This is a genomic window from Pukyongia salina, from assembly GCF_002966125.1.
Taxonomy (GTDB): domain Bacteria; phylum Bacteroidota; class Bacteroidia; order Flavobacteriales; family Flavobacteriaceae; genus Pukyongia; species Pukyongia salina.
Genome location: NZ_CP027062.1, coordinates 1911181 through 1933605, shown reverse-complemented (window position 1 = coordinate 1933605; position 22425 = coordinate 1911181). Strand labels below are relative to the sequence as shown.

At 41.1% G+C, this 22425-nt stretch carries 22 protein-coding genes; 12 read left to right on the top strand and 10 right to left on the bottom strand.

Features of this window, described 5'->3' with window-relative positions:
- Nucleotides 1-16 precede the first annotated feature (16 nt).
- Both fbaA and accD read left to right on the top strand, forming a co-directional pair.
- Nucleotides 17-1084 carry a class II fructose-bisphosphate aldolase gene (gene fbaA, locus C5O00_RS08720; protein ID WP_105216494.1) on the top strand — a complete coding sequence of 356 codons (1068 nt, stop codon included), beginning with the start codon at nt 17-19 and terminating at the stop codon, nt 1082-1084.
- A 21-nt stretch (nt 1085-1105) separates the two neighbouring features.
- Complete coding sequence (gene accD, locus C5O00_RS08715) at nt 1106-1972, top strand: acetyl-CoA carboxylase, carboxyltransferase subunit beta (RefSeq protein WP_105216493.1); 867 nt, start codon at nt 1106-1108, stop codon at nt 1970-1972.
- Nucleotides 1973-2013: 41 nt separating this feature from the next.
- Here accD and C5O00_RS08710 read toward each other — a convergent pair whose 3' ends face one another.
- Nucleotides 2014-2847, bottom strand: coding sequence for a hypothetical protein (locus C5O00_RS08710; protein WP_105216492.1), 834 nt, complete (start codon nt 2845-2847; stop codon nt 2014-2016).
- A 153-nt stretch (nt 2848-3000) separates the two neighbouring features.
- Nucleotides 3001-3831, bottom strand: a complete 831-nt coding sequence (locus C5O00_RS08705) for a hypothetical protein (RefSeq protein WP_105216491.1) — start codon at nt 3829-3831, stop codon at nt 3001-3003.
- Between the two features lie 181 nt (nt 3832-4012).
- Between C5O00_RS08705 and rpsO the strand changes: the two genes are divergently transcribed.
- The 9 genes from rpsO (at nt 4013) to C5O00_RS08660 (ending at nt 15438) form a co-directional block, all read left to right on the top strand.
- Nucleotides 4013-4282: a 30S ribosomal protein S15 gene (gene rpsO / locus C5O00_RS08700; RefSeq protein WP_105216490.1), complete on the top strand. Its 270-nt coding sequence runs from the start codon at nt 4013-4015 to the stop codon at nt 4280-4282.
- A gap of 190 nt (nt 4283-4472) precedes the next feature.
- Nucleotides 4473-6680 carry a polyribonucleotide nucleotidyltransferase gene (locus C5O00_RS08695; protein ID WP_105216489.1) on the top strand — a complete coding sequence of 736 codons (2208 nt, stop codon included), beginning with the start codon at nt 4473-4475 and terminating at the stop codon, nt 6678-6680.
- Nucleotides 6681-6915: 235 nt separating this feature from the next.
- Nucleotides 6916-9633, top strand: a complete 2718-nt coding sequence (locus C5O00_RS08690) for an ATP-binding protein (RefSeq protein ID WP_105216488.1) — start codon at nt 6916-6918, stop codon at nt 9631-9633.
- Nucleotides 9634-9910: 277 nt separating this feature from the next.
- Entirely contained in the window at nt 9911-10774 is an 864-nt protein-coding gene (locus C5O00_RS08685; protein ID WP_105216487.1) for a sigma-70 family RNA polymerase sigma factor, read from the top strand.
- Between the two features lie 157 nt (nt 10775-10931).
- Nucleotides 10932-11324: a BLUF domain-containing protein gene (locus tag C5O00_RS08680; protein WP_105216486.1), complete on the top strand. Its 393-nt coding sequence runs from the start codon at nt 10932-10934 to the stop codon at nt 11322-11324.
- The gene (gene rpe / locus C5O00_RS08675) at nt 11321-11980 is read left to right on the top strand and encodes a ribulose-phosphate 3-epimerase (protein WP_105216485.1); all 660 of its coding nucleotides are present in this window, start codon (nt 11321-11323) and stop codon (nt 11978-11980) included. Before C5O00_RS08680 ends, rpe begins: the two co-directional genes overlap by 4 nt.
- A gap of 83 nt (nt 11981-12063) precedes the next feature.
- Nucleotides 12064-13155 carry an AraC family transcriptional regulator gene (locus C5O00_RS08670; RefSeq protein WP_105216484.1) on the top strand — a complete coding sequence of 364 codons (1092 nt, stop codon included), beginning with the start codon at nt 12064-12066 and terminating at the stop codon, nt 13153-13155.
- A 92-nt stretch (nt 13156-13247) separates the two neighbouring features.
- Entirely contained in the window at nt 13248-14369 is a 1122-nt protein-coding gene (locus C5O00_RS08665; RefSeq protein WP_105216483.1) for a T9SS type A sorting domain-containing protein, read from the top strand.
- Nucleotides 14370-14454: 85 nt separating this feature from the next.
- A complete protein-coding gene (locus C5O00_RS08660; protein WP_105216482.1) occupies nt 14455-15438 on the top strand; it encodes a YpdA family putative bacillithiol disulfide reductase in 984 nt (327 codons plus the stop codon).
- Here the strand turns inward: C5O00_RS08660 and C5O00_RS08655 are convergent.
- Both C5O00_RS08655 and C5O00_RS08650 read right to left on the bottom strand, forming a co-directional pair.
- Nucleotides 15419-16255 (bottom strand): zinc-dependent peptidase, encoded by an 837-nt coding sequence (locus tag C5O00_RS08655; RefSeq protein WP_105216481.1) that lies wholly within the window; start codon nt 16253-16255, stop codon nt 15419-15421. The genes C5O00_RS08660 and C5O00_RS08655 overlap by 20 nt on opposite strands.
- An 83-nt stretch (nt 16256-16338) precedes the next feature.
- Nucleotides 16339-16872 (bottom strand): DUF8685 domain-containing protein, encoded by a 534-nt coding sequence (locus C5O00_RS08650; protein WP_105216480.1) that lies wholly within the window; start codon nt 16870-16872, stop codon nt 16339-16341.
- Between the two features lie 146 nt (nt 16873-17018).
- Here C5O00_RS08650 and hemN point away from each other — a divergent pair, with 146 nt between their 5' ends.
- Nucleotides 17019-18380: an oxygen-independent coproporphyrinogen III oxidase gene (gene hemN / locus C5O00_RS08645; protein WP_105216479.1), complete on the top strand. Its 1362-nt coding sequence runs from the start codon at nt 17019-17021 to the stop codon at nt 18378-18380.
- Between the two features lie 61 nt (nt 18381-18441).
- On the opposite strand, the gene C5O00_RS14560 is transcribed toward hemN, so the two are convergent.
- The 6 genes from C5O00_RS14560 to C5O00_RS08620 form a co-directional block, all read right to left on the bottom strand.
- A complete protein-coding gene (locus C5O00_RS14560) occupies nt 18442-18579 on the bottom strand; it encodes a hypothetical protein (RefSeq protein ID WP_168175937.1) in 138 nt (45 codons plus the stop codon).
- Nucleotides 18566-19324 (bottom strand): sulfite exporter TauE/SafE family protein, encoded by a 759-nt coding sequence (locus C5O00_RS08640; protein WP_105216478.1) that lies wholly within the window; start codon nt 19322-19324, stop codon nt 18566-18568. Before C5O00_RS08640 ends, C5O00_RS14560 begins: the two co-directional genes overlap by 14 nt.
- 2 nt (nt 19325-19326) lie before the next feature.
- Nucleotides 19327-19773: a FixH family protein gene (locus C5O00_RS08635; protein ID WP_105216477.1), complete on the bottom strand. Its 447-nt coding sequence runs from the start codon at nt 19771-19773 to the stop codon at nt 19327-19329.
- A gap of 11 nt (nt 19774-19784) precedes the next feature.
- Complete coding sequence (gene ccoG / locus C5O00_RS08630) at nt 19785-21206, bottom strand: cytochrome c oxidase accessory protein CcoG (protein ID WP_105216476.1); 1422 nt, start codon at nt 21204-21206, stop codon at nt 19785-19787.
- A gap of 63 nt (nt 21207-21269) precedes the next feature.
- Entirely contained in the window at nt 21270-22229 is a 960-nt protein-coding gene (locus C5O00_RS08625) for a cbb3-type cytochrome c oxidase N-terminal domain-containing protein (RefSeq protein ID WP_105216475.1), read from the bottom strand.
- Nucleotides 22226-22420 carry a CcoQ/FixQ family Cbb3-type cytochrome c oxidase assembly chaperone gene (locus C5O00_RS08620; RefSeq protein WP_105216474.1) on the bottom strand — a complete coding sequence of 65 codons (195 nt, stop codon included), beginning with the start codon at nt 22418-22420 and terminating at the stop codon, nt 22226-22228. Before C5O00_RS08620 ends, C5O00_RS08625 begins: the two co-directional genes overlap by 4 nt.
- Between the last annotated feature and the right edge of the window lie 5 nt (nt 22421-22425).

Sequence of the window (22425 nt, the reverse complement as noted above, 5' to 3'; positions counted from 1 at the left end):
TCTAATCAGCCATTATATGAGTCACAATATTAAGCCCGGAGTTGCCACCGGTTCGGAAGTTCAGAAAATACATCAGTATGCCAAGGAAAAAGGCTTCGCAATGCCTGCTGTAAATGTTATTGGAAGCAATAGCATGAACACCGTCATGGAAACTGCCGCCGAACTAAATAGCCCGGTTATCATTCAATTCTCCAATGGAGGAGCCCACTTCAATGCGGGTAAAGGTTTGTCTAACGACGGGCAGAAAGCCGCTATAGCAGGAGCTGTTGCAGGAGCGAAACATGTACATGAAATGGCCAAAGCCTACGGAGCAACGGTTATTATGCACACAGACCACTGTGCTAAGAAATTGCTGCCATGGGTGGACGGAATGCTGGACGCCGGAGAAAAATTCTATCAGGAAAACGGGAAATCGCTTTATAGCTCCCATATGCTGGACCTTTCGGAAGAACCCATAGAAGAGAATATCGAGATATGTAAGCGATATCTTGAAAGAATGAGCAAATTGGATATGACGTTGGAGATAGAACTTGGGATTACCGGAGGTGAAGAAGATGGGGTGGATAATACCGATGTAGATTCGTCCCGCCTTTATACCCAGCCGGAAGAAGTAGCATATGCCTACGAAGAATTGATGAAAGTAAGTGATCGTTTTACGGTAGCAGCAGCCTTCGGAAATGTGCATGGGGTATACAAGCCAGGAAATGTGCAGCTAACGCCTGTGATCCTAAAAAACTCTCAGGAATACGTTCAGAAAAAATATGGAACCGGATATAACCCCATCGATTTTGTTTTTCATGGCGGAAGTGGATCCACAGTAGATGAGATTAGAGAAGCTATCGGGTACGGGGTGGTAAAGATGAATATTGATACCGACCTGCAATTTGCGTTCAATGAAGGAATACGTGATTATATGGTAAATAACATTGGGTACCTGAAAACCCAAATAGGAAATCCCGAAGGTGATGACATCCCAAATAAAAAATACTACGACCCTCGTAAATGGCTAAGAGAAGGGGAATTAACCCTAAAGAAGCGATTGATCAAGGCATTTGAAGACCTGAACAACGTAAATACTTTATAACACACCATAAACTCCTCCTATATGGCTTGGTTTAAAAGAACAAAGAAAGGGATTCAAACCCCTACTGAAGAGAAAAAGGACGTCCCAAAAGGGCTCTGGTACAAGTCTCCTACCGGAAAGATCGTAGATTCGGAAGAACTTGAAAAGAACTATTATGTGAGTCCGGAAGACGGTTATCACGTAAGGATCGGGAGTAAGGAATATTTCGAAATTCTCTTCGATAATAATGAATTTAAGGAGCTGGATAAAGGTCTGTCTTCAAAGGATCCATTAAATTTTGTCGATAAGAAAAAATATGTGGACAGGCTCAAAGATGCCATGGATAAAACCGGCCTTAAGGATGCCGTGCGAACTGCGGTTGGTAAATCCATGGGTGAAGACCTGGTTGTAGCCTGTATGGATTTTAGTTTTATTGGAGGATCCATGGGAAGTGTAGTTGGTGAGAAGATCGCCAGGGCTGCAGACTATTCTTTAAAACATAATGTTCCTTTGGTAATTATTTCGAAAAGTGGGGGAGCACGAATGATGGAGGCTGCATTATCCCTTATGCAACTTGCTAAAACCAGTGCAAAGCTTGCCCAACTTGCCAATGCGAAGATCCCATATATATCATTATGTACAGATCCAACCACTGGTGGTACGACCGCTTCTTTTGCCATGTTGGGTGATATTAATATCAGTGAGCCTGGTGCCCTGATAGGGTTTGCGGGGCCAAGAGTAGTAAGAGATACAACCGGGAAAGAACTTCCGGAAGGATTCCAGACCGCCGAATTTTTACAAGAGCACGGATTCCTGGACTTCATTACACACCGAAAAGACCTTAAAAGATCGATCAATTTATATCTGGATCTGATCTTAAACAGACCTTTGCGTGAAAAAACAGCATAAAAAAAAGCCGCTCCCATGAGCGGCTTTTTTTATGCAGAATCTTAGTCCAGGTAAATGGTATATTCTACGCCATTGACCGTAAGGATTGCAATATTGTCGCAATCACCGTTTCCAAAATCGAGGGTACCCTGATTTCCGTTTCTTGTGATCTCGATAATTCCACTTACAAAATATGGACAGGTTGCCTCTCTTCTCAAGGCTTCTGTAACGATACCGTAGTGAGTGTATCCGGTATTGGAAACCACTTCCCTGTTGCCGGTTACAAGCCATACATTATCTAGCCAAGACCCGCTGTGGAATCCTTCTATCCATTCGCGAACTCTGGTTCCATCCTTCTGAAGTACCAGTCCGCCAGGGAAACTCAATTGAAGATCAACATGAACCGTAGACTGAGGGTTTCCATTGGCATTGTTCAGCTCTCTGAAAATAGTCGCCCCACCGCCAACATCGATGTCATTCCACGTGAAGTTCTCAAGGGTATATGTAATGGTTCTGGTTCCATTTTGAATCGGGCCGTAAGTTATATTTACTATTCCCGAGACAACTGCACCGTTTTGAAGGGTACATCCAAATCCAAAATCTAAAGTAACGAAGGTTACTCCATTTTCCGAGCTAATAGTGATCGTAACACAATCCGGGAACAGGCTGTTGGAACGTCCGGCATTCTCTTCGATCTCTGCATATGCCGTTTCCAACATATTCACAACCCCATCGGAAGTAGCTTCGGCCTGAGAGACCTGTTTGGACTCTTCTACAAAGACGAGATCCGTACTGTTGTTCGTTTCGATATCTCCTGCTTCGTCCTTGCTACAGGAGGTAAAAACGATACTAAAGACAAACAAACTTAAAACTGAAATAAATAGACTTTTTTTCATGATACAAGTATTTAAAAGTTAGTATCATTTTGACTCATTTTTTAGAAGAAAGTTTAAACAAAGTTTGATTATTTTTAACTTTATTTAGCTGTTTATCAATTATTTACATAAAAAAAGCCGCTCGAATGAGCGGCTTTTTTAATTGATGATATTTTATAATAAAATAGGGTATTCTTGTCCGTTAATGATCAGGGTTGCCTGGTTGTCGCAACTACCATTTCCCCAATCGATCGCTCCGGTGAAACCTTCTTGTTGAATTTCAAGTACCCCGCTTACCAGGTAGATACATGATAATTTTCTCACCAGGGTTTCTGTTACTTCACCACTACGGCTAAAACCATTAGTAAACACTGTATCCCAGTTTCCGGTGATATGGAAAACATTATCTGCCCAGGTACCGCTTCCAACACCTTCTACCCATTCGATAGTACGTGTTCCTTCACGGGTGGCAGTAATTTCAGTTCCTGGGAAACTTACGGTGATATTTTCGGTGGCTGTGGATTGTGGATTACCGTTTGAGTTGGCAATAGTTCGCACGATCACACCGCCTCCGGTAACAGCATTGTTATTGTAGGTAAAGCTTTGATAGGTATAATTAATGGTTCTGGTTCCTCCATCTATGGGGCCGTATTCCAGTAGGATACTTCCCGTAACCTGGGCACCATTGTTTAACTGGCATCCATCGCCAAAATCAAGAAGGATCGTTCCTCCGCCATTCCCATCGGGAGTGATCGTGATCACGGTGCAGTTTGGAAATAGAGAAATACTGTTACTTCTTCCTTCTTCCACTTCCACATAGCCGCTTTCCATTATATTAAAAGATCCTTCCACCACGTTATCCGCCTGGGCGGCACGGGCTGTATTTTCAGCAGAAAAATTAACCGAACCATCGTCGCCGCTATCGTCGTTCTTACTACAACTAAATAGCAATAATCCCGCGGCAACAAAAGAAATTAGGGCCGTTTTCTTTACATAAGTTTTCATTCGAATAGTGTTTTAAGTTATTGTTGTTATGACTTCTTTAACGTTTAAAGGTTTAATTAAGTATACGAAATAGAGAAATTCACAAAAAAATGAATAATATTATCCACAGTTTTTGTAATTTTGCAGGCTGATAGATCAAAGAGGTCATCATATACATAAAAATCATTTAAATAATATTGGCATGTATTTAACACCAGAAGTAAAGAAAAACATTTTTAAAAAACACGGTAAGTCTGAGAGCGATACCGGTTCTGCAGAAGGGCAGATCGCATTGTTCACTCACCGTATCGATCACCTAACCAAGCACCTGAAAGCTAATCACAAAGATTACAACAGTGAGCGGTCTTTAGTAAAACTGGTAGGTAAACGTAGAGCACTGCTTGATTACTTAATGAAGAAGGATATTTTGCGCTACCGTGCGATCGTAAAAGAACTAGGATTACGTAAATAATATAAAAGGGATACTATGGTGTCCCTTTTTATTTTCTTCGGAAGAGATTCTGAACATATAAGAAAAGCTACCCTTAGGTTTTTCATTGGTCAACCACACAACAACACAACTTACGACCGAAGACCGGTCGCTGACCAAATTAATCGTGCTATCCCTCATTGGATGTTTAGCACTCTAGAAAAACAATTAAATGATACCTAATGTATTTAAAGAGGTCATAGACCTTGGTGATGGAAGAGAAATATCCATCGAAACCGGAAAACTGGCTAAACAGGCCCATGGCTCTGTAGTGGTTCGATCCGGAAATTGTATGCTACTATGTACCGTAGTATCTAATTACAAACAAAGTGATGTAGATTTTCTACCCTTAACAGTAGATTATCGTGAGAAATTTGCTGCCTCCGGTAGATACCCTGGCGGTTTCTTTAAAAGAGAGGCGCGTCCCAGCGACGGAGAGATCCTTACCATGCGTTTGGTGGACCGTGTGCTTAGACCACTTTTCCCAAAAGATTACCATGCGGAGACCCAGGTTATGATCCAACTTATGTCTCACGACGAAAATGTAATGCCGGACGCAATGGCTGGATTGGCCGCATCGGCTGCAATTCAGTTATCCGATTTTCCCTTCGAATGTGCTATCTCGGAAGTACGCGTAGGGCGAGTGGACGGTAAACTTGTTATTAATCCTACTCGTGAGCAGCTTGAAGTATCGGACCTGGACATGGTTATCGGAGCCTCTGCAGACTCTGTAATGATGGTTGAAGGAGAGATGAAAGAGATCTCGGAAGAAGAAATGGTGGAAGCCATAGAATTCGCTCATGAAGCCATCAAGGTGCAGATCGACGCTCAAATGAAATTGGCCGATGCGGTAGGAAGAAAAGAAGTTCGTGAATACGAAGGGGAACCTGAAGATGAAGAACTTGAAAAGAAAGTACACAGCATGGCCTACGATAAAGTATACGCTATCGCGAAGGCAGGTTCTGCCAAGCATGAGCGAAGCGAAGCTTTCTCAGCCATTAAAGACGAAATACTCGCAACCTTTACCGAAGAAGAACTGGAAGAGGTGGGAGAACTGGTTAAGAAATATTACCGCAAAGCGGAAAAAGAAGCTATTCGCGACCTTACCCTAAACGAAGGACTGCGACTGGACGGAAGAAAAACGGACGAAGTTCGGCCTATTTGGTGTGAAGTGGATTATTTACCCTCCACACACGGATCTGCGATATTCACCCGTGGAGAGACTCAGGCATTGGCTACGGTAACCCTGGGAACCTCCAGAGAAGCCAACCAGATCGATATGCCGTCTTTTGAAGGAGAAGAAACATTCTACCTACATTATAACTTCCCTCCTTTCTCTACTGGGGAAGCAAGACCAATTCGCGGGACATCCCGTAGAGAGATCGGTCACGGAAACCTGGCACAACGCGCACTAAAGGGAATGATTCCCGAAGATTGCCCGTATACAGTTCGTGTAGTAAGTGAAGTTTTAGAATCTAACGGTTCTTCTTCCATGGCAACCGTTTGTAGTGGGACCATGGCACTTATGGATGCCGGAGTACAACTTAAAAAGCCTGTTTCGGGAATTGCGATGGGACTTATTTCTGATGGCGATTCCGGAAAATACGCTGTTCTTTCCGATATCCTTGGAGATGAAGATCACTTAGGTGATATGGACTTTAAAGTTACCGGTACTGCCGACGGGATCACCGCCTGCCAGATGGACATCAAGATAAAAGGTTTACGCTATGAGATCCTGATCAATGCATTGAAGCAAGCACGTGATGGTCGTTTACACATCCTGAACAAGCTTACAGAGACAATCGCTCAGCCAAACGCTGATGTAAAACCTCATGCACCTAAAATGGTTACGACCACTATTCCTAATGAATTTATCGGAGCACTAATTGGCCCCGGAGGAAAAGTGATCCAGGAACTTCAGAAAGAGACCAAAACCACTATCGTTATCAACGAAGATCCTGTGACGGAAGAAGGAATTGTAGAGATCCTTGGAACCGACCAGGCTGGAATTGATGCCGTATTGGCCAAGATCGACTCTATTACCTTCAAACCCGAGGTTGGAAGTGTTTACGAAGTAAAAGTTATTAAGATACTCGATTTCGGAGCCGTTGTAGAATACATTGACGCTCCTGGTAACGAAGTATTACTTCACGTTTCAGAACTAGCTTGGGAACGCACCGAAAATGTAACCGATGTAGTGAACATGGGTGATGTATTCGATGTTAAATACTTCGGTATCGATTCGAGAACCCGCAAGGAAAAAGTATCACGTAAAGCGTTACTGCCTAAGCCGGAAGGCTATAAGGAAAGACCGCCACGTCGTGATAACAACAACCGAGGACGGGATAACCGCAGCAGAGATAATAAGAAAAGAGATTAATTAAAGATCTAATTTCATAAAAAAGCCAGCTAGAAACAGCTGGCTTTTTTGTTTAATTAACCGCTAGTGTACAGTCAATTAGGTGTAGACAAGTAATTTTCTTACCTGAATTAATGTAATAAAATGCCCTTTCATAGGGATTTATTTGCATTACATCGAATCGTATTAGGTTTTTTGTAGGAATATACTACATTGGCTTTTGAAGGAATTTTCCTTCCTTATAAGAAGCCCCCAAATGAACACTCTTATAAATCGTCTGTTCGTAAAGAACGAGGCAAAGGAAGTTGATAAGCAGGTATGTACCGATCCCAGGAGACACATCCTGGTACATCTCTATGATCTTGCCTCCAATTCGATCCACCTTTCCGGATTACAAACACAACTGTCTGAATTAGAATTTGATGAAGATCCATTCTTCGCCGATCTGCAATTAGCACAGTACTATTTTAAATTCGAAGAATACCTTATAGATAAAGATCCCAGATATATATCTACAAGGGATCAATTACGATTGGATATCCAGGGTAAATTTCCCGAACTCCTAAACACCGTTACCTTCAAACTTCTATTGGAAAGCGAACAGAACCAGGGTGTGCACCTTTCTCGTCTCTTTCTGAAATTTGTTCTGAAACGAATTTTGCGGGACAATTGTAAAAACGAATTGGTTAAGGATTGGTTTGAACGCATTAACATTCAATTTCCGGATACCTTCGAATTCAATATCGTTGAACGCATAAATCTTTTACGCAGACTTAAAGAAGCTTCTCTGGAGATCTATTCGAAACTTGCAGAAGTAGTTGGCACCAGAGATATAGAAAACTACTATTACGATAGTTTCACAACATTCAGTAAAATATACCAACCACTAAAATCCTTGATGATCGTTAAAGACCTTGTTCCAAGCGAGGAAAATAAACCCGAAGGAACACCGGTTAGAAAACTGATCGCCGTAACCGATAAAATTGAACAGGTTAATCCTAACCAATTAAATGTATCTCAGTACAAGGCTGTACTTGAGAATATGCTGGATGGATTTCTTTTAATAGATGATCGCCTACGTATCATACAGGGTAATAATACCGCTTTGCGAATTCTTGGGTTGAGCCCATCTGAACTTCAATCACATAACCTAAGGGAATTTTTACCCCAGGAAATTAACCGCGGATTATCTCAGGACATCAATCGGGTGGATTCTTCCATCCCCAGCGTGATCCTGGGAAAACGAATCGAGACCATTATATCGAACATCGATGGTGTAAACGACGATTACGAGATCTCGATCACTAATAATTATACTAGCGATAAGTCCACTTACAGTGTTTTCCTTAAGAATATTAGTCATAAAAAACACATGATGGAGGCCATTCGCGAAGCAAAGGTGAATGCAGAACGTACCGCAAAGGCGAAGTCTACTTTCCTTTCTAATATGAGTCATGAAATTAGAACCCCTCTTAACGTGATCCTTGGACTCTCCGAGATCATTAAAAAAGGAGCTTCAGATGATAATTCAACTCTGCGCAAGAATATAGAAGGTATCGACTTCTCCGCTAAAAATCTGCTCTCCATTGTAAATGACATCCTGGATTTCTCAAAAATTGAAGCCGGAAAGCTTACTCTCCAATCCATCGACTTTAATTTACGTAAGGTGGTTGAGAATCTTTCAGACGGATTCGAAATAAAAGCACGTGAAAAAGGGCTTGAACTAATTTCAGAAATGGATGAGAATATCCCAGACATAGTGATTGGTGATCAATACCGTCTCAACCAGATCCTCACCAATCTTATTGGTAACGCCATAAAATTCACTAAAAAAGGACAAGTAAGCATCTCGGTAAGTTTACTGGCCGAGTACGAAAATGAAATAAAACTGCAATTCAAGGTAAAAGATACAGGGATAGGGATATCTAAAGAAAACCTCAAAAGGATCTTCGATAGTTTCTTCCAGGTTGAGAATAGGGAGGATTCGGAGATCGCCGGAACTGGTCTAGGGCTCGCCATCACCAAAGAACTCATCAATATGCAGAATGGAGATTTCAATGCAACCAGTGTGGTAAATAAAGGTTCCGAATTTAAATTTGTTCTTCCGTTCAAGCGAAGTAACCTTAAGAGTTTGAACGACTCGATCAAGACTTACGTAAGGCAAGATAAGAAACTCGAAGGGCTGAAAGTTTTGGTTGCAGAGGATAATAAAATGAATCAGTTCTATATCAGGCAACTCCTCAACAACCTTAATGTTAGTGTGGATATAGCCGAAAATGGCCAGGAGGCCGTGGAAATATTCGAACAGGACAAATCTAATTACGACCTCATCCTGATGGATATGCACATGCCAGTAATGAACGGGATAGAAGCTATTTCGTCTATACGAAATTCTAATAAGGACGCCATTAAAAAAGTACCGATCGTCGCCTGTTCGGCAGATGTATTCCCGGAGGCACGCAAAAGTGCCATTAAAGCGGGAATAGATTTCTACCTCACTAAACCATTAAGCGAAGAAGCAGTGAAGGAAGTGCTGTTCTGGCTTATCTCCGACGAGAAATTCGAACCTCAATTACAGTCGGAAATGGTAACATCCGCTTCAGAAATAAAAGAAAAGGAGAGCCGAAGTGTGGATATGAATTTACTAAAGGAAACCTTCGATAATGACGAAGAGTTCATCTCTTCCTTACTTGAAGTATTTATCCAAACCACCCCCGAAGATCATAAGAGTTTACGAACCTGTATTGAGAGGGAATACTATTCGAGGGCGAGTTCGCTGGCCCATAAAATGAAATCCAGTTTTATGAATCTGGGCATGACCGTTCACGGGCACCATTTGCAGCAAATTGAAAGCAATATCATCAAGAAAGAAGGAATTGAAGAGGCTAAGAAACATTTTACTGTCTTCAACCAGATGTATACAAAAGCACTTCTGGAAGTGAATTTGCTGCTCATCGAGTTACGTCATAAGTAAGAAAAACCTCCGCCGGGAGGTTTTTTAGGTTTTATAAGTAAATTGCAATTAAAGTTTGAATTGGTAACCCTAAATACCTCAATTAAATATGCTATTATCTTAGGTATTCAATTTTCAGATTTGATTTTTTCTAATAGCTTTTGTAAATTTATAGCTCTGTTAGCCCAGAAAAACACTCGTTTTACCGAAAAATAAACAACCTTTTGTAACAATTTGCATCCTTTTTACGTATAACTCAATACGAAAGCGAATTTAACTTAAGAAAGGACAAACCTTAATGAGACAACTTAAAATTACGAAGCAGGTTACTAACAGAGAAACTGCTTCTTTAGACAAGTATCTACAGGAAATTGGTAAAGTTGACTTAATCACCGCAGACGAAGAAGTAGAGTTGGCACAACGCATAAAAGCGGGTGATCAACGTGCGCTGGAAAAGTTAACAAAAGCCAATTTGCGTTTCGTGGTTTCGGTAGCAAAACAATACCAAAATCAAGGACTTACTCTCCCCGATTTGATCAACGAGGGTAACCTTGGGCTTATTAAAGCAGCACAACGTTTTGACGAAACCAGGGGATTCAAATTTATTTCCTATGCTGTTTGGTGGATTCGTCAATCCATTCTTCAGGCCCTGGCGGAACAATCGAGAATTGTTCGCCTTCCCCTGAATAAGATTGGAAGTATCAATAAGATCAATAAAACCTTTGCATTTCTAGAGCAAGCGCACGAACGTCCGCCATCTGCCGAAGAAATTGCCAAGGAACTGGATATGACCATAAACGACGTGAAGGAATCTATGAAAAATAGTGGCCGTCACGTATCTATGGACGCTCCTTTAGTGGAAGGTGAAGACTCTAACCTCTACGATGTATTACGTAGTGGAGAATCTCCAAATCCGGACAGAACCTTATTGCACGAATCACTCCGCACGGAGATCGAACGAGCTCTGGAAACTTTAACGCCTCGGGAAGCCGATGTAATTCGACTGTATTTCGGTCTTGGAGATCAACATCCAATGACTTTGGAAGAAATTGGCGAAACTTTCGACTTAACCCGTGAGCGAGTTAGACAAATTAAAGAAAAAGCGATCCGCAGACTGAAGCATACTTCAAGAAGTAAGATCCTTAAGACATATCTGGGATAACCAGTAACAGCAACAACAGTTTATAAAATAACTGTTCGTTTTTTGATTGATGAATGACCCCCGGCTGATTACCGGGGGTTTTTAATTATATGATCTTCAGATATTTCAATCTAACTGAATTAGTTTTTCTATCTTGCCAGAAACAACCTAACATTATATGCATACCATTTGTTATGTGAGTAGTGCTCGCTCGAATATTACCCAGGATGAACTCACGCATCTCTTCGATTTCACGGTAGAAAATAACACCTTAATGAATATAACAGGTATACTGCTTTATGAAAGCGGGAAATTTCTACAGGTTTTGGAAGGCGAAGAGTCTCTACTGAAAAAATTATTCGCAAAAATTGAAGTCGATTCAAGACACAGCAATATCTTTGTAATTCTGAATAAGAAAAGCATGTATAACATTTTTGCTGATTACGCATCGGGATTCAGCATAGTAAAAACGAAGGAAGAATTAGCGTCCATCGAATCTTACCTGGATCAAATAGAAGATGCACCAAACGTAAAATACATAAAAGGTATCCTAGAACCATTTCTATTATAATGAGCACCCTAATTGCACCCTCTATCCTGGCAGCAGATTTTGCCAACCTTCAAAAAGATTGTGAAATAGTGAATAAAAGCGAGGCCGATTGGTTTCATCTAGACGTCATGGATGGCGTTTTTGTTCCTAATATTTCCTTCGGAATGCCTGTGATCAAGGCGATCGCAAAACATGCAACCAAAACCCTGGACACCCATCTCATGATCGTGGATCCGGACCGCTATATCAAGACTTTCGCAGATCTGGGTGTGAATGTACTTACAGTACACTACGAGGCATGTACCCATTTACATCGAACTCTACAGGCTATTAAAGCCGAAGGGATGCAGGCAGGTGTCGCAATTAACCCTCATACTAATGTGAGTTTGCTAGAGGATACTCTAATGGATATCGATCTGGTATGTGTTATGAGCGTTAATCCTGGATTTGGAGGACAAAGTTTTATTGAGAATACCTATAACAAGGTTCGCAACCTGAAAAAGATGATCAACGACCTGGGTGCACCTACAAAAATAGAAATTGACGGTGGTGTTACCGATAAAAATGCAGCCCAACTAGTAGAAGCAGGTGCCGATGTACTTGTGGCCGGCAGCTATGTGTTTGGCTCCAAAGATCCGGTTGCTACCATAGCAGGATTAAAGTCGATCACTTCCTAATACCCTGAAATTTTGTAGTCTGAATTTATAATTCAAGACTCCTATTTGTTGCATAGCCCTTACTTTCACACCTATATTTGGTTATGCAGCAAACTCCCTCATTCGATACCTGGACATCGATGTTCCTGATCGCAGTTGCGATGGGGTTATTTCTCTTTGTACTACTGATCTCCGGGAAAAATAAAAAGAACTACCCCATTGCTTTCCTTGTACTCGCTTTTTCCATAATCCTGTTTCAGTATGTGCTGTACTGGACAAACTATCAATACGTCTTTCCATACCTCAGGTTTGTTCCGCAAATATGCTACTATGCCACCGGTCCCTTGTTGCTTTTATATTTTGTGAATCTGTACAAGAATAATCACAAGTTTAATATGATACTTCACTTTATTCCAGCAGGTATCCTGTTAATTCCAAATGTGGTGATCTGGATGAAGTACCTGGGATGGACCGAAATAGAAGTTCCCTTGCTATACCTGGCCAGGAACCCATGGTTAGTTGTAGGGCATATGTCACTTTATACTTTTTTGATCATTCGCCTTATAAAGTCGGCTCCCAGCCGAACCACACAATACCTGAGATTACGGCATCGATGGGCTGTGATCCTGGTTACCTTATATAGCCTGTTCATCTTTTCGTATGCTGCGTATTTCGTTCTCGTTCGATTTCCATTCTTTAATAGTGAATGGGATTATTGTATCTCCCTGATGATGACTGCTTCTATTTACACCATAGGTTTCTTTATTTTTAAACAACCCAAGGTCTTCGACGGAGAGTTTTACAAGCAGTTGTTCATTCCGCTTCAGAATAAAAAAGAAAGTTTCGAGCAATCCCTGCTTAACGAGCTATATAAAAATGTGACCAACTATATGGAAACCAAGAAACCCTATATTGAGAACGAACTTCGCTTGGTCCATCTTGCCGATCGCCTGGGGTTCTCTACTCACTTGTTGTCTAAAGTGATCAACGATAAATCGGGTAAGAACTTCAATCAGTTCATCAACGATTATCGTCTGGCTGAAGCCGAAGAATTACTACGTGAAGCAACAGACCTTTCCATTCAGAACATTTATTACGAAGTTGGATTTAACAATAAGGCGACGTTTTACAGTGCTTTCAGAAGAAAATACGGATGTACGCCATCTCAATTTAAAATCAAAGACCACAAGTCTTGATTTTTAAATGAAGAGTAAGTAATTATAAAATCACACCGAATTTCGCATGATTCTGGGGATATTCGGTAACAGAACCTTTAAAAATAAAAACTATGAAAAAACTTAGACTTTTATGTACCCTCCTCATTATCCTGGCTTTTTCAGGGTTAAGCGCACAAAACTTAGCTGTATATGTAAGCGATGCCGGAAATTTTAATACCGGCCCCTGGCAGATCGCAAAATTTGATGAGAACGGAAACTTTGAAGGAGCTCTTATGAGCGATACGGACGGAATCGTATGGCCACAGGATATAATTTTCCTCGATAGTGAACAGCAAGTGCTGATATCTAATCTAGGCCCCTTAGGACGCATCACCAAACACCAGTGGGATACAGGAAACTATGTGGAAAATTTTGCTGAAGGCCTGGGAGGTCCTACCCGGATGAAGGTAGGTCCCGATGGCAAATTATATGTGCTGCAATGGAGTAATACCGTAAACCAGGTGCTTCGTTTCGAACTCGACGGTACTCCCTTAGGTAATTTTACCGGCACGGGACTTGCACAGAGTATTGGAATAGATTGGGATAGCAATGGTGATCTATATGTTTCTTCCTATGGAGGTAATGTGGTGCAGAAATATGACGGCTCAACTGGTATGAATATGGGACCATTTATCAATACAGGTCTTTCAGGCCCAACGAATATCTTCTTCGAACCGGGTGGCGATCTAATAGTTTTTAATTACAACAGTGGGATTGTAAAAAGGTTTGACTCCTTAGGAAATTTTGTGGAAGATCTTATCACAGGGGTAAATGGGTGCGAAGGTTTTGCCTTCTTCCCCAATGGAGATATTCTCATTGGCGTAGGATCTGATGGATCTGTGCGCAGATATGATAGCTCGTATAACTTCATTGAGAATTTTGTCGATACCGGTATTTTAGAGACACCAAATGCGATCGTTATACGCGACGACATCCCTTTGTCCGTGGGGGAGAACGCCCTTGAATTAGTGATGGTGACTCCCACGATTGGAACTTTATTTCAATTTTCACAGAAGGCCCTGGCTACATTCGATACTTTCTATATATACACGGAACACGGAAAACTAGTAGAAACCCTTACCAGCATAAGCAGTGAATGGAATGCCTCTCACTTGACAGAAGGAATATATTTTATTTCAGCATCAAAAAACGGACGAAAATTAACACAAAAAATCATAGTGAAGACTAAGTAAACCGCTGTTGGATAAGTAGGTTTAGGCCCGGCTCTGTTTATAAATAGAGTTGGGCTTTTTGTATCTTTGCAAGAAACGATCCGTATTGAAAACAGTTGCAGATGTATTGATAATTGGTGCCGGCCCGATAGGTATTGCCTGTGCGCTGGAATGTAAGAAGAACAAGCTATCTTATGTTGTAATAGAAAAAGGAGCACTTACCAATTCGTTGTATAACTATCCACTGAACATGACCTTTTTTTCAACTTCAGAAAAACTGGAGATCGATGATATTCCATTTATAAGTACAAAGCCCAAACCAAATAGAGACGAAGCCCTGGAATATTATCGCCGGGTCGCTACCTCCCATGAACTCAATATTAAGTTGTACGAAAAGATAGTTTCGGTTGAAAAGAATGGAGACGTTTTTACTGTTCGATCTGATAAATCAACCTATACCGCCCAAAATATAATTGTAAGTACGGGTTTTTACGATATACCCAAATTACTAAACGTTCCTGGAGAAGACTTGCCTAAGGTATCTCATTATTTTAAAGAGGCACATCCCTACATTCTGCAGAAGACCGTGGTGGTTGGTGCTAGTAATTCGGCGGTGGATGCGGCTCTGGAAATATGGCGTAAAGGAGGAGAAGTGACCATGGTCGTGAGAGGACCCCAAATTGGCGAGCGGGTAAAATACTGGGTGAAACCGGACATTGAGAACCGCATCGCAGAAGGTAGTATAAAAGCACTCTTCAATGCCGAGATCATAGAAATTAAAGAGAAAGAGGTAATAATTGAAACGCCCAACGGGCGACAAATAATCGAAAATGATTTTGTGGTAGCTCTTACCGGTTACAAGCCCAATTTTAAATTTTTAAGATCTTTGGGCATTCAACTTTCAGATGACGGGAATTACTTTCCTACTTACGATCCCGAAACGATGGAATCTAATGTCCCCGGATTATACCTGGCCGGAGTGATATGCGGAGGAATGGAAACTCACAAGTGGTTTATCGAAAACAGCAGGATACATGCCAAGATCATCACCCGTAATATAAAACAGAAGGTTAATAGCCAGCATACCTGAAATTAAGTAGATTCTGGGTGTATTTATAAAGTGTGGGAAAATGCTTTTTAAATTCTTCCGGTGACTCGATAAAATACTCGGCTAACACAGCCATGAACTCGTATTGATTGGTAAAAGCATATTCGCGAAAATATCGTGTTTCGTCCAACTTGTGTTTTACTTCTTCGTTGGTAAGTCTCTTTAATATATTCTGAAATTGCCTGGAGAATCTGGACGAATCTATATCCGAACGTTGCCTGGCTTCCAGCTGCATGGCATGCATAAACTCATGTATTCCCAGATTGAAATTATCGTTAGTGATCTTGTAGCCTTCTTCAAAATCTTTCCAACTTAGCACAAGCGCTTTTTCTCTTGGGTTAAACTCACCTTTGTGATGTGAGTCGTTCATCGTACTGTAGAATTCTCCGGGGTACACCAGTATGAAATCAATAAGTCCGTATTCGTAATTTTTTCGTCCAAAACTAAGCATACAGCCAACAGCCGCAATGAGGACCTTCATCCTATCGGATACTACCAGTCCTTCCCTTCCCACAAATTTTTTATCTTGAATAAAAGTTGCTACCCTATGCCTGAATTGCCTTTTGTATTTATTAGAGAGTTTCCTGTAAAAGAGAAAGTCTTCTTCCAGAACCTTAATTTGTTCGGGTTTTAGTTTTTTGTATACGAGATAATGTCTAAATAATGGCCGGTTAAAACGGTTGGCATACCAATTCTCGAAGGCCCTGAAAATAGCAATTAATATGATGATGATCACCACCCCATAGGCGTATGGAGCCAACCAAGTTGCATTTTCATCGGCTTGTAAAAGTATCATCATAAAGAATTGGGATAAGAAATATACCGAATAATCACCTATTTAAGGTAATTACCTGAATAAAAACGTTTTAAATCGTCTATTTATTACTTTTTGGAACTGTCTCCCTTGAAATTTTGAGAATTATTTTTGAACAACACATTGAAGGTGGTTAAACTTCCATAGCATCGGGTAATGTACTGCTGAAGGTCAACTTTTTCCTGATCGTCCAGATTTTTACTCGAGTTGATTTTTTGCTCCATTACCCGTAATCGATCTCTTAACATTACAATCTTATGGAAAAAGGTCTCGATAGGGATCTCCTTATCAGACAGCGATATATCCTTAGGCTTAAGAATCATAGTACCTCCGCGATATTTATCGGCTATTGGAACGATCTCGCTAACATCACTCCATTTTTTTAGTATGTCCCGCAGACTCTTTTCAACTTCATAAAAACTAACGGTATCTACTTCGTCTTCGGCAGCTTCTATCACTTCAAATGTGTCTGCTACATCGATGGTTTCCAGGCCCCTATCGATGAAAGTAACCCAATACATTTTTGCAGTTACGTTGGTTACAACTCCCTTTCCGTATTCGGGATGATCTATTCGCGAGCCAATTCCTAATATCTTATTCATTCAAAAAAATTTTAATAGCAATGAAAATACACAATTTTTCAGCAGTTAAAAATTTAGAAAGAGATTTATAAGCTGACATTTGTCATATATTTTAAAAGCTAGGCCCCTTAGTTTTGTTTTATCGGTATCCTATTAACTGCCGAACCATGCACTTAGACCTAGTTACTAAATACAATGTCCCCGGCCCGAGGTATACAAGTTATCCTACGGTGCCATACTGGAATAACAATTCTTTTTCACTAAAAGGATGGAAGAACACCTTGCGAAAAAGTTATCTGGAGAGTAAAGAGGAAGGGATAAGCCTCTATATTCACCTGCCATTTTGTGAGAGCATGTGTACGTTTTGCGGATGCACTAAAAGAATTACACGAAATCACGATGTGGAGATTCCCTATATCAAGTCCCTAATAAAGGAATGGCAACTTTATCTGGACCTGCTCGGAGAAAAGCCTATCGTAAAAGAGTTACACATTGGTGGTGGAACGCCCACTTTCTTTTCGGCACAGCATCTTCAGCTTTTACTGGAAGGTATCTTCAGAAGAACAAAAAAACCGATGGAGGCAGAACTAAGCTTCGAAGGCCATCCTAATAACACTTCCGAAGAACATTTGAAAACCTTAGCTTCATTGGGTTTTACACGCGTGAGCTACGGAGTTCAGGATTATAACGAAACTGTACAAAAAGCGATCCGTCGTATTCAGCCCTTTGAGAATGTGAAATTCGTTACCGAAACTTCGCGTGAACACGGGTTCACTTCTGTGGGTCATGATATCATTTATGGCCTGCCATTCCAAACGAAAGAACATGTTATTCACACCATTGAAAGAACAAGAGAACTTAGGCCAGATAGAATCGCCTTTTACAGTTACGCTCATGTTCCCTGGATGAAGGGAAATGGGCAAAGAGGCTATAAGGAAACAGATTTACCTACTCCCGGCGAAAAAAGAGTGCAATACGAAACGGGCAAGGCCTTACTTCTCGACGCAGGATATGTAGAGATAGGAATGGACCATTTCGCCTTACCGGATGAAGCATTGACCCTTGCCATGCAAGCCAACCGCATTCATAGAAATTTTATGGGTTATACGGCTTCCAAAACCCAGGTGATGATAGGCCTAGGTGTTTCGGCGATCAGCGATAGCTGGTATAGTTTCGCTCAAAATGTAAAAGGGGTTGAAGAATATCAAAATCTACTGGAAAATGATGTGCTGCCGGTGTACCGCGGTCATTTATTAACCACCGAAGATCTTATAATTCGATCGCATATCTTAAATATCATGTGTCATTTTAAAACATCATGGCGAGAAGAGTCCATGAAATTCCCCGAATTAGCCGAGACGATTATCCGGTTGCAGGAAATGGAACAAGATGGGTTGATTGAAATATATGGTGACCATTTGCTGGTTACCGATAAAGGTAAACCGTTTGTTAGGAATGTATGTATGGGGTTCGATTTGCGTTTACAACGTAATAAACCCGAAACGCAACTTTTCTCAATGACGGTTTAATTTGGTTTATTAGTTAGAAGCGTAAAACGGGATGCAATTGATTGGTTTGCTCCCGTTTTATTTATTCTTTATCGTTGTTCTTCCCCTGGCTCATCAATGAAATGGTTACGCCAACAAGAATAATAACTACTAATGCGAAAACGCCAATCATAATAACGCCATTTCCCCAATCTACTAAAGGTATTTTAAGTACGTTCATAATCTTCGAAATTAAATTTATATAAGTCTGCAGATCCTACAACCGAGTGACATTCCATTTCGGCATTGACCTCCTTTGATACTCGTTTAGGGGATATATAAGGAATTCCAAGCCCCATTCCCCGAAGGATAAATAATACACCTATCACCACTACAAAAACCGGTATTACTTTTCTAATCCTTTGTCGTAACCGAAGCGTGAGAAAGTTTCCAAAATACACAGCGGTGGTCATTAGCGGAACCGTTCCCAGTCCAAATAGGATCATATAAAGGCTGCTTTGAAACAGGTTACCAGCTGCCAGGGCCCCAAAAACTGCCATATAAACCAATCCGCATGGCAGAAATCCGTTTAGGAACCCGATGGTGAGAAATGTGTCTGGAGATTTCTTCTTAAGAGCAATTCCTAATTTGTTCTTTAATTTTGAGATGATCCTATACAATGGGTTGGTAAATCGGTTGGTCTTTATAGAGAACGCGGCCAGGATCACAGCTCCAATCATCAAGACCCCGGTAAGTATCGAGATCTTTTGTTGTAGTCCGAAGAGATACAGCCCTCTTCCCAATATGCCAAAAAGGAGTCCGATCAAGCTATAGGTAAAGATCCGGCCGGTATGGTAAAGTAAGATCTGCCAAAACCTCCTGGTTCTGCTTTTCCTGTCCAGGGGCAATACAAAAGCAATAGGGCCGCACATTCCCACGCAGTGAAAACTACCTAATAGTCCTAAAATGAAACCAGACCAGAGCATAATTAATATACTATCGATTCTTTATACATATAATGCTGTCCCTCGTATCTCCAGTCCACGGTAATGTTCCAGCGACCGTCCAATAAACGTTCATCAGGTATGAGTAATTGAGCATTGGATATAACTATGGGTAAGTAAAAATCCAATCGCTTATTAGACGGTCTGTACAGGAACACTTTTCCTTCGATCTTTTCCGGATCGATCTCCTTTGGAAAGCTAAGCTGCCATCCTTCTGAAGTTTTTTCTCCAACTATTCTTTCTGAAAAGTTATTCGTGTTTTCCTCGGCATCGATCTCCTGCTGGTATTTCAAATCCTTTTCGTAATAAGCCTCGGTAACGAGATCGTGATCATATTCATTATTGGTCATCATTGTTACTACCATGAACATGATAAATCCAATAAATAGTACCATTCCAATTACAATTCCAGTACCCCAGTTGATCTTCATAACTTTAAAGTTTAATTATATGTTCTTGGCCCCAGGAAGGCTGTTTTCGTGGTTTCAATGAGTTTATCACCACTGTAAACTCCTATTTTTATATTGTCTTTATCCCCGGTGATGTTGCTGGCACGTATTTCGATAAACAGAGTTCCTTCTGCGAGTCCCTGAGATTCCAGGCTAAAGTTGTGGTTTTTAACCAGGCGGATGGTTCCTTCATGCGACATTAATTCGAAGCGAATATCCTGTATCTCCTCTGTAGTCTTGTTCACCAATTTAAATGTATAGACATTGCTAATGATATTGTTGTCCAGCCTTTCGTATAATTGGCCTGGTAGGCGAAGTACCCTGGCTTCCACATCATTCCTAAGGAATAACATCCCTATAAACACTCCTATGAGAATGACCAAGACAGCCGAATAGCCTTTTAGCCTGGCTGAAAATTTAAATTTGGCCTTCTTCTCTATATTGTCCTCACTGGCATATCTAATTAAACCCTTTGGTAGATCTACCTGCTCCATCATATGGTCGCAGGCATCGATACAGGCAGTACAATTAACACATTCTAATTGAGTTCCGTTTCTAATATCTATCCCGGTAGGACAAACGTGCACACATTGAAAACAATCTATACAATCCCCTTTGCCCGAGGCGGCCCGATCTTCATTCTTCTTGAATTTTGCCCGCCCTTTTTCCTTTTCACCTCGTTTATGATCATAAGCAACTACGATCGATTTGTTATCGAGTAGTACTCCCTGCAAACGGCCATACGGACAAGCAATGATACATACCTGTTCTCTGAACCAGGCAAAGATGAAGTAGAATACCGCGGTAAAAGTAAGTAGAGAGATAAGGGTGTTAAGATTCTCCAGCGGTCCTTCGGTTATGTATTCTATTAGTTTATCTGATCCTATTAAATAGGCCAGGAAGATATTCGCTATTAGAAAGGAGATAACAAAGAACAAGAACCACTTGATCACTCGTTTCCTGATCTTTTCGGCATTCCATTTCTGTTTATCCAGCCGGATCTGCTTCCCACGGTCTCCTTCTATCCAATATTCGATCCGCCGGAAGACCATTTCCATAAATATAGTTTGAGGGCACATCCAACCACAGAATATCCTTCCAAAGGCCACAGTAAAGAAAACAACGAATATTACACCTATGATCATCATGATCACGAACAGGTGAAAATCCTGAGGCCAGAACGGGAATCCGAAAATATTGAACCTCCGTTCCAGTACATTGATAAGGATGAACTGGTTTCCTCCTATTTTTATAAATGGCGCAGCAAACAGAAAGGCCAGTAAAACATAGCTTACCAGTTTACGCTTCTCGTAAAACCATCCTGAAGGTTTCTTCGGATATATCCAGGCGCGTTTCCCTTCCTTATTTATAGTTGCTATACTATCCCTAAATCTTTCATCTTCCGGTGTTTCCAAAGCTAAATTTTGTTAAGATTATCCTTCCGTTACATATCAGGGTTTTTATGTTATGGTCTCCTCTTAGTTCTCGATCATGCCTATTCCGGCAGTCGTAGAATCTACAACAACTTCCTTGGCATCCTCTTCGTTAGGTGTATTGGCATCTGGGTCTACCCATAGCTCTCCTTCCGGTGCTTTTGGCTCGGCCGGGGTAGTACCCTGGAAAGTTAAAAGGTAACTGGCCACCTGTGCCATCTCAACGGGTTTTAGTTCGGTTTTCCACGAAACCATTCCCTTCCCATCACGGCCTCCTTCAGAGATCGTATTGAACACATTCTTTATTCCACCTCCCAGGATCCAGTATTCATCGGTTAGATTTGGGCCAATACCTCCACCGCCATCGGCTTTATGGCAGGCCACACAATTTGTGTTGAAGATAGCTTCCCCGGCGCTTAGATCGGCTGGGTCTGTAAGCAGAACTACTGTGTTTACATCTACAAGGTCCTTAGCTGTTTTCTTGTATTCTTCAATAGCAAGGCGAGCGTCTTCCATCTCCTGCTCAAACTCGACAGCTTGTGGAGTCCCGTTAAAAATATGGTATCGCGACAGGTACACTACGGCAAATATGATGGTGATATAAAATCCGTACAGCCACCATGGCGGAAGCTTATTATCTAATTCTCTAATGCCGTCGTAATTATGATCCAGGACGATCTCACCTTCTTCCTCAAGTGGTTTCGACCCCTTTAGGTTAGTATAGATCCTTTTTATCCCTGCAAACTGGTTGGCCTTCCGCACCTTTTCATTTGCGATGAATTTCTCCCGGGCTTCAGGGCTTAAACCCCGGAATAGGATAGATCGAAGTGATTCGGTAATAACTTCAACCGCCACAGCGAATAGAATCAACATGGCGAGAACCCCCCAGATAATAGGATATTTTACAATGGCCATCTGGTCGCCGGAATCGATCGTGAATTCCAGTAGCAAAAAAGCGATCATCATAAACCCGATGACCCGTAAATATGATGCGAATGATTTCATAATTGTAATTTGTTGTTAGTGTTGTCTTCTTCTAATGGGATATTACTTACTTCTTTGATGTATTGTTTTTTGGCAGTTAACACCCACCAAAATAGCAGGACAAAGAAGACAAAGAATATCAGTAGCGAGATGATCGGATAGATCGCTACGCCGTCTATATTTTCGAGATTTCCTTTTATAAATTTCAACATAGCGC

Bases quoted from the DNA above. Each gene is read 5' to 3' on its own strand.
- C5O00_RS08625 (WP_105216475.1), bottom strand. From the start codon at position 22,229: ATGAAATCATTCGCATCATATTTACGGGTCATCGGGTTTATGATGATC.
- C5O00_RS08665 (WP_105216483.1), top strand. From the start codon at position 13,248: ATGAAAAAACTTAGACTTTTATGTACCCTCCTCATTATCCTGGCTTTT.
- C5O00_RS08690 (WP_105216488.1), top strand. From the start codon at position 6,916: ATGAACACTCTTATAAATCGTCTGTTCGTAAAGAACGAGGCAAAGGAA.
- C5O00_RS08685 (WP_105216487.1), top strand. From the start codon at position 9,911: ATGAGACAACTTAAAATTACGAAGCAGGTTACTAACAGAGAAACTGCT.
- C5O00_RS08650 (WP_105216480.1), bottom strand. From the start codon at position 16,872: ATGAATAAGATATTAGGAATTGGCTCGCGAATAGATCATCCCGAATAC.
- C5O00_RS08655 (WP_105216481.1), bottom strand. From the start codon at position 16,255: ATGATGATACTTTTACAAGCCGATGAAAATGCAACTTGGTTGGCTCCA.
- rpsO (WP_105216490.1), top strand. From the start codon at position 4,013: ATGTATTTAACACCAGAAGTAAAGAAAAACATTTTTAAAAAACACGGT.
- C5O00_RS08680 (WP_105216486.1), top strand. From the start codon at position 10,932: ATGCATACCATTTGTTATGTGAGTAGTGCTCGCTCGAATATTACCCAG.
- C5O00_RS08670 (WP_105216484.1), top strand. From the start codon at position 12,064: ATGCAGCAAACTCCCTCATTCGATACCTGGACATCGATGTTCCTGATC.
- fbaA (WP_105216494.1), top strand. From the start codon at position 17: ATGAGTCACAATATTAAGCCCGGAGTTGCCACCGGTTCGGAAGTTCAG.
- C5O00_RS08620 (WP_105216474.1), bottom strand. From the start codon at position 22,420: ATGTTGAAATTTATAAAAGGAAATCTCGAAAATATAGACGGCGTAGCG.
- C5O00_RS08705 (WP_105216491.1), bottom strand. From the start codon at position 3,831: ATGAAAACTTATGTAAAGAAAACGGCCCTAATTTCTTTTGTTGCCGCG.
- C5O00_RS08635 (WP_105216477.1), bottom strand. From the start codon at position 19,773: ATGAAGATCAACTGGGGTACTGGAATTGTAATTGGAATGGTACTATTT.
- accD (WP_105216493.1), top strand. From the start codon at position 1,106: ATGGCTTGGTTTAAAAGAACAAAGAAAGGGATTCAAACCCCTACTGAA.
- C5O00_RS08695 (WP_105216489.1), top strand. From the start codon at position 4,473: ATGATACCTAATGTATTTAAAGAGGTCATAGACCTTGGTGATGGAAGA.
- C5O00_RS14560 (WP_168175937.1), bottom strand. From the start codon at position 18,579: ATGAACGTACTTAAAATACCTTTAGTAGATTGGGGAAATGGCGTTATT.
- hemN (WP_105216479.1), top strand. From the start codon at position 17,019: ATGCACTTAGACCTAGTTACTAAATACAATGTCCCCGGCCCGAGGTAT.
- C5O00_RS08710 (WP_105216492.1), bottom strand. From the start codon at position 2,847: ATGAAAAAAAGTCTATTTATTTCAGTTTTAAGTTTGTTTGTCTTTAGT.
- C5O00_RS08640 (WP_105216478.1), bottom strand. From the start codon at position 19,324: ATGCTCTGGTCTGGTTTCATTTTAGGACTATTAGGTAGTTTTCACTGC.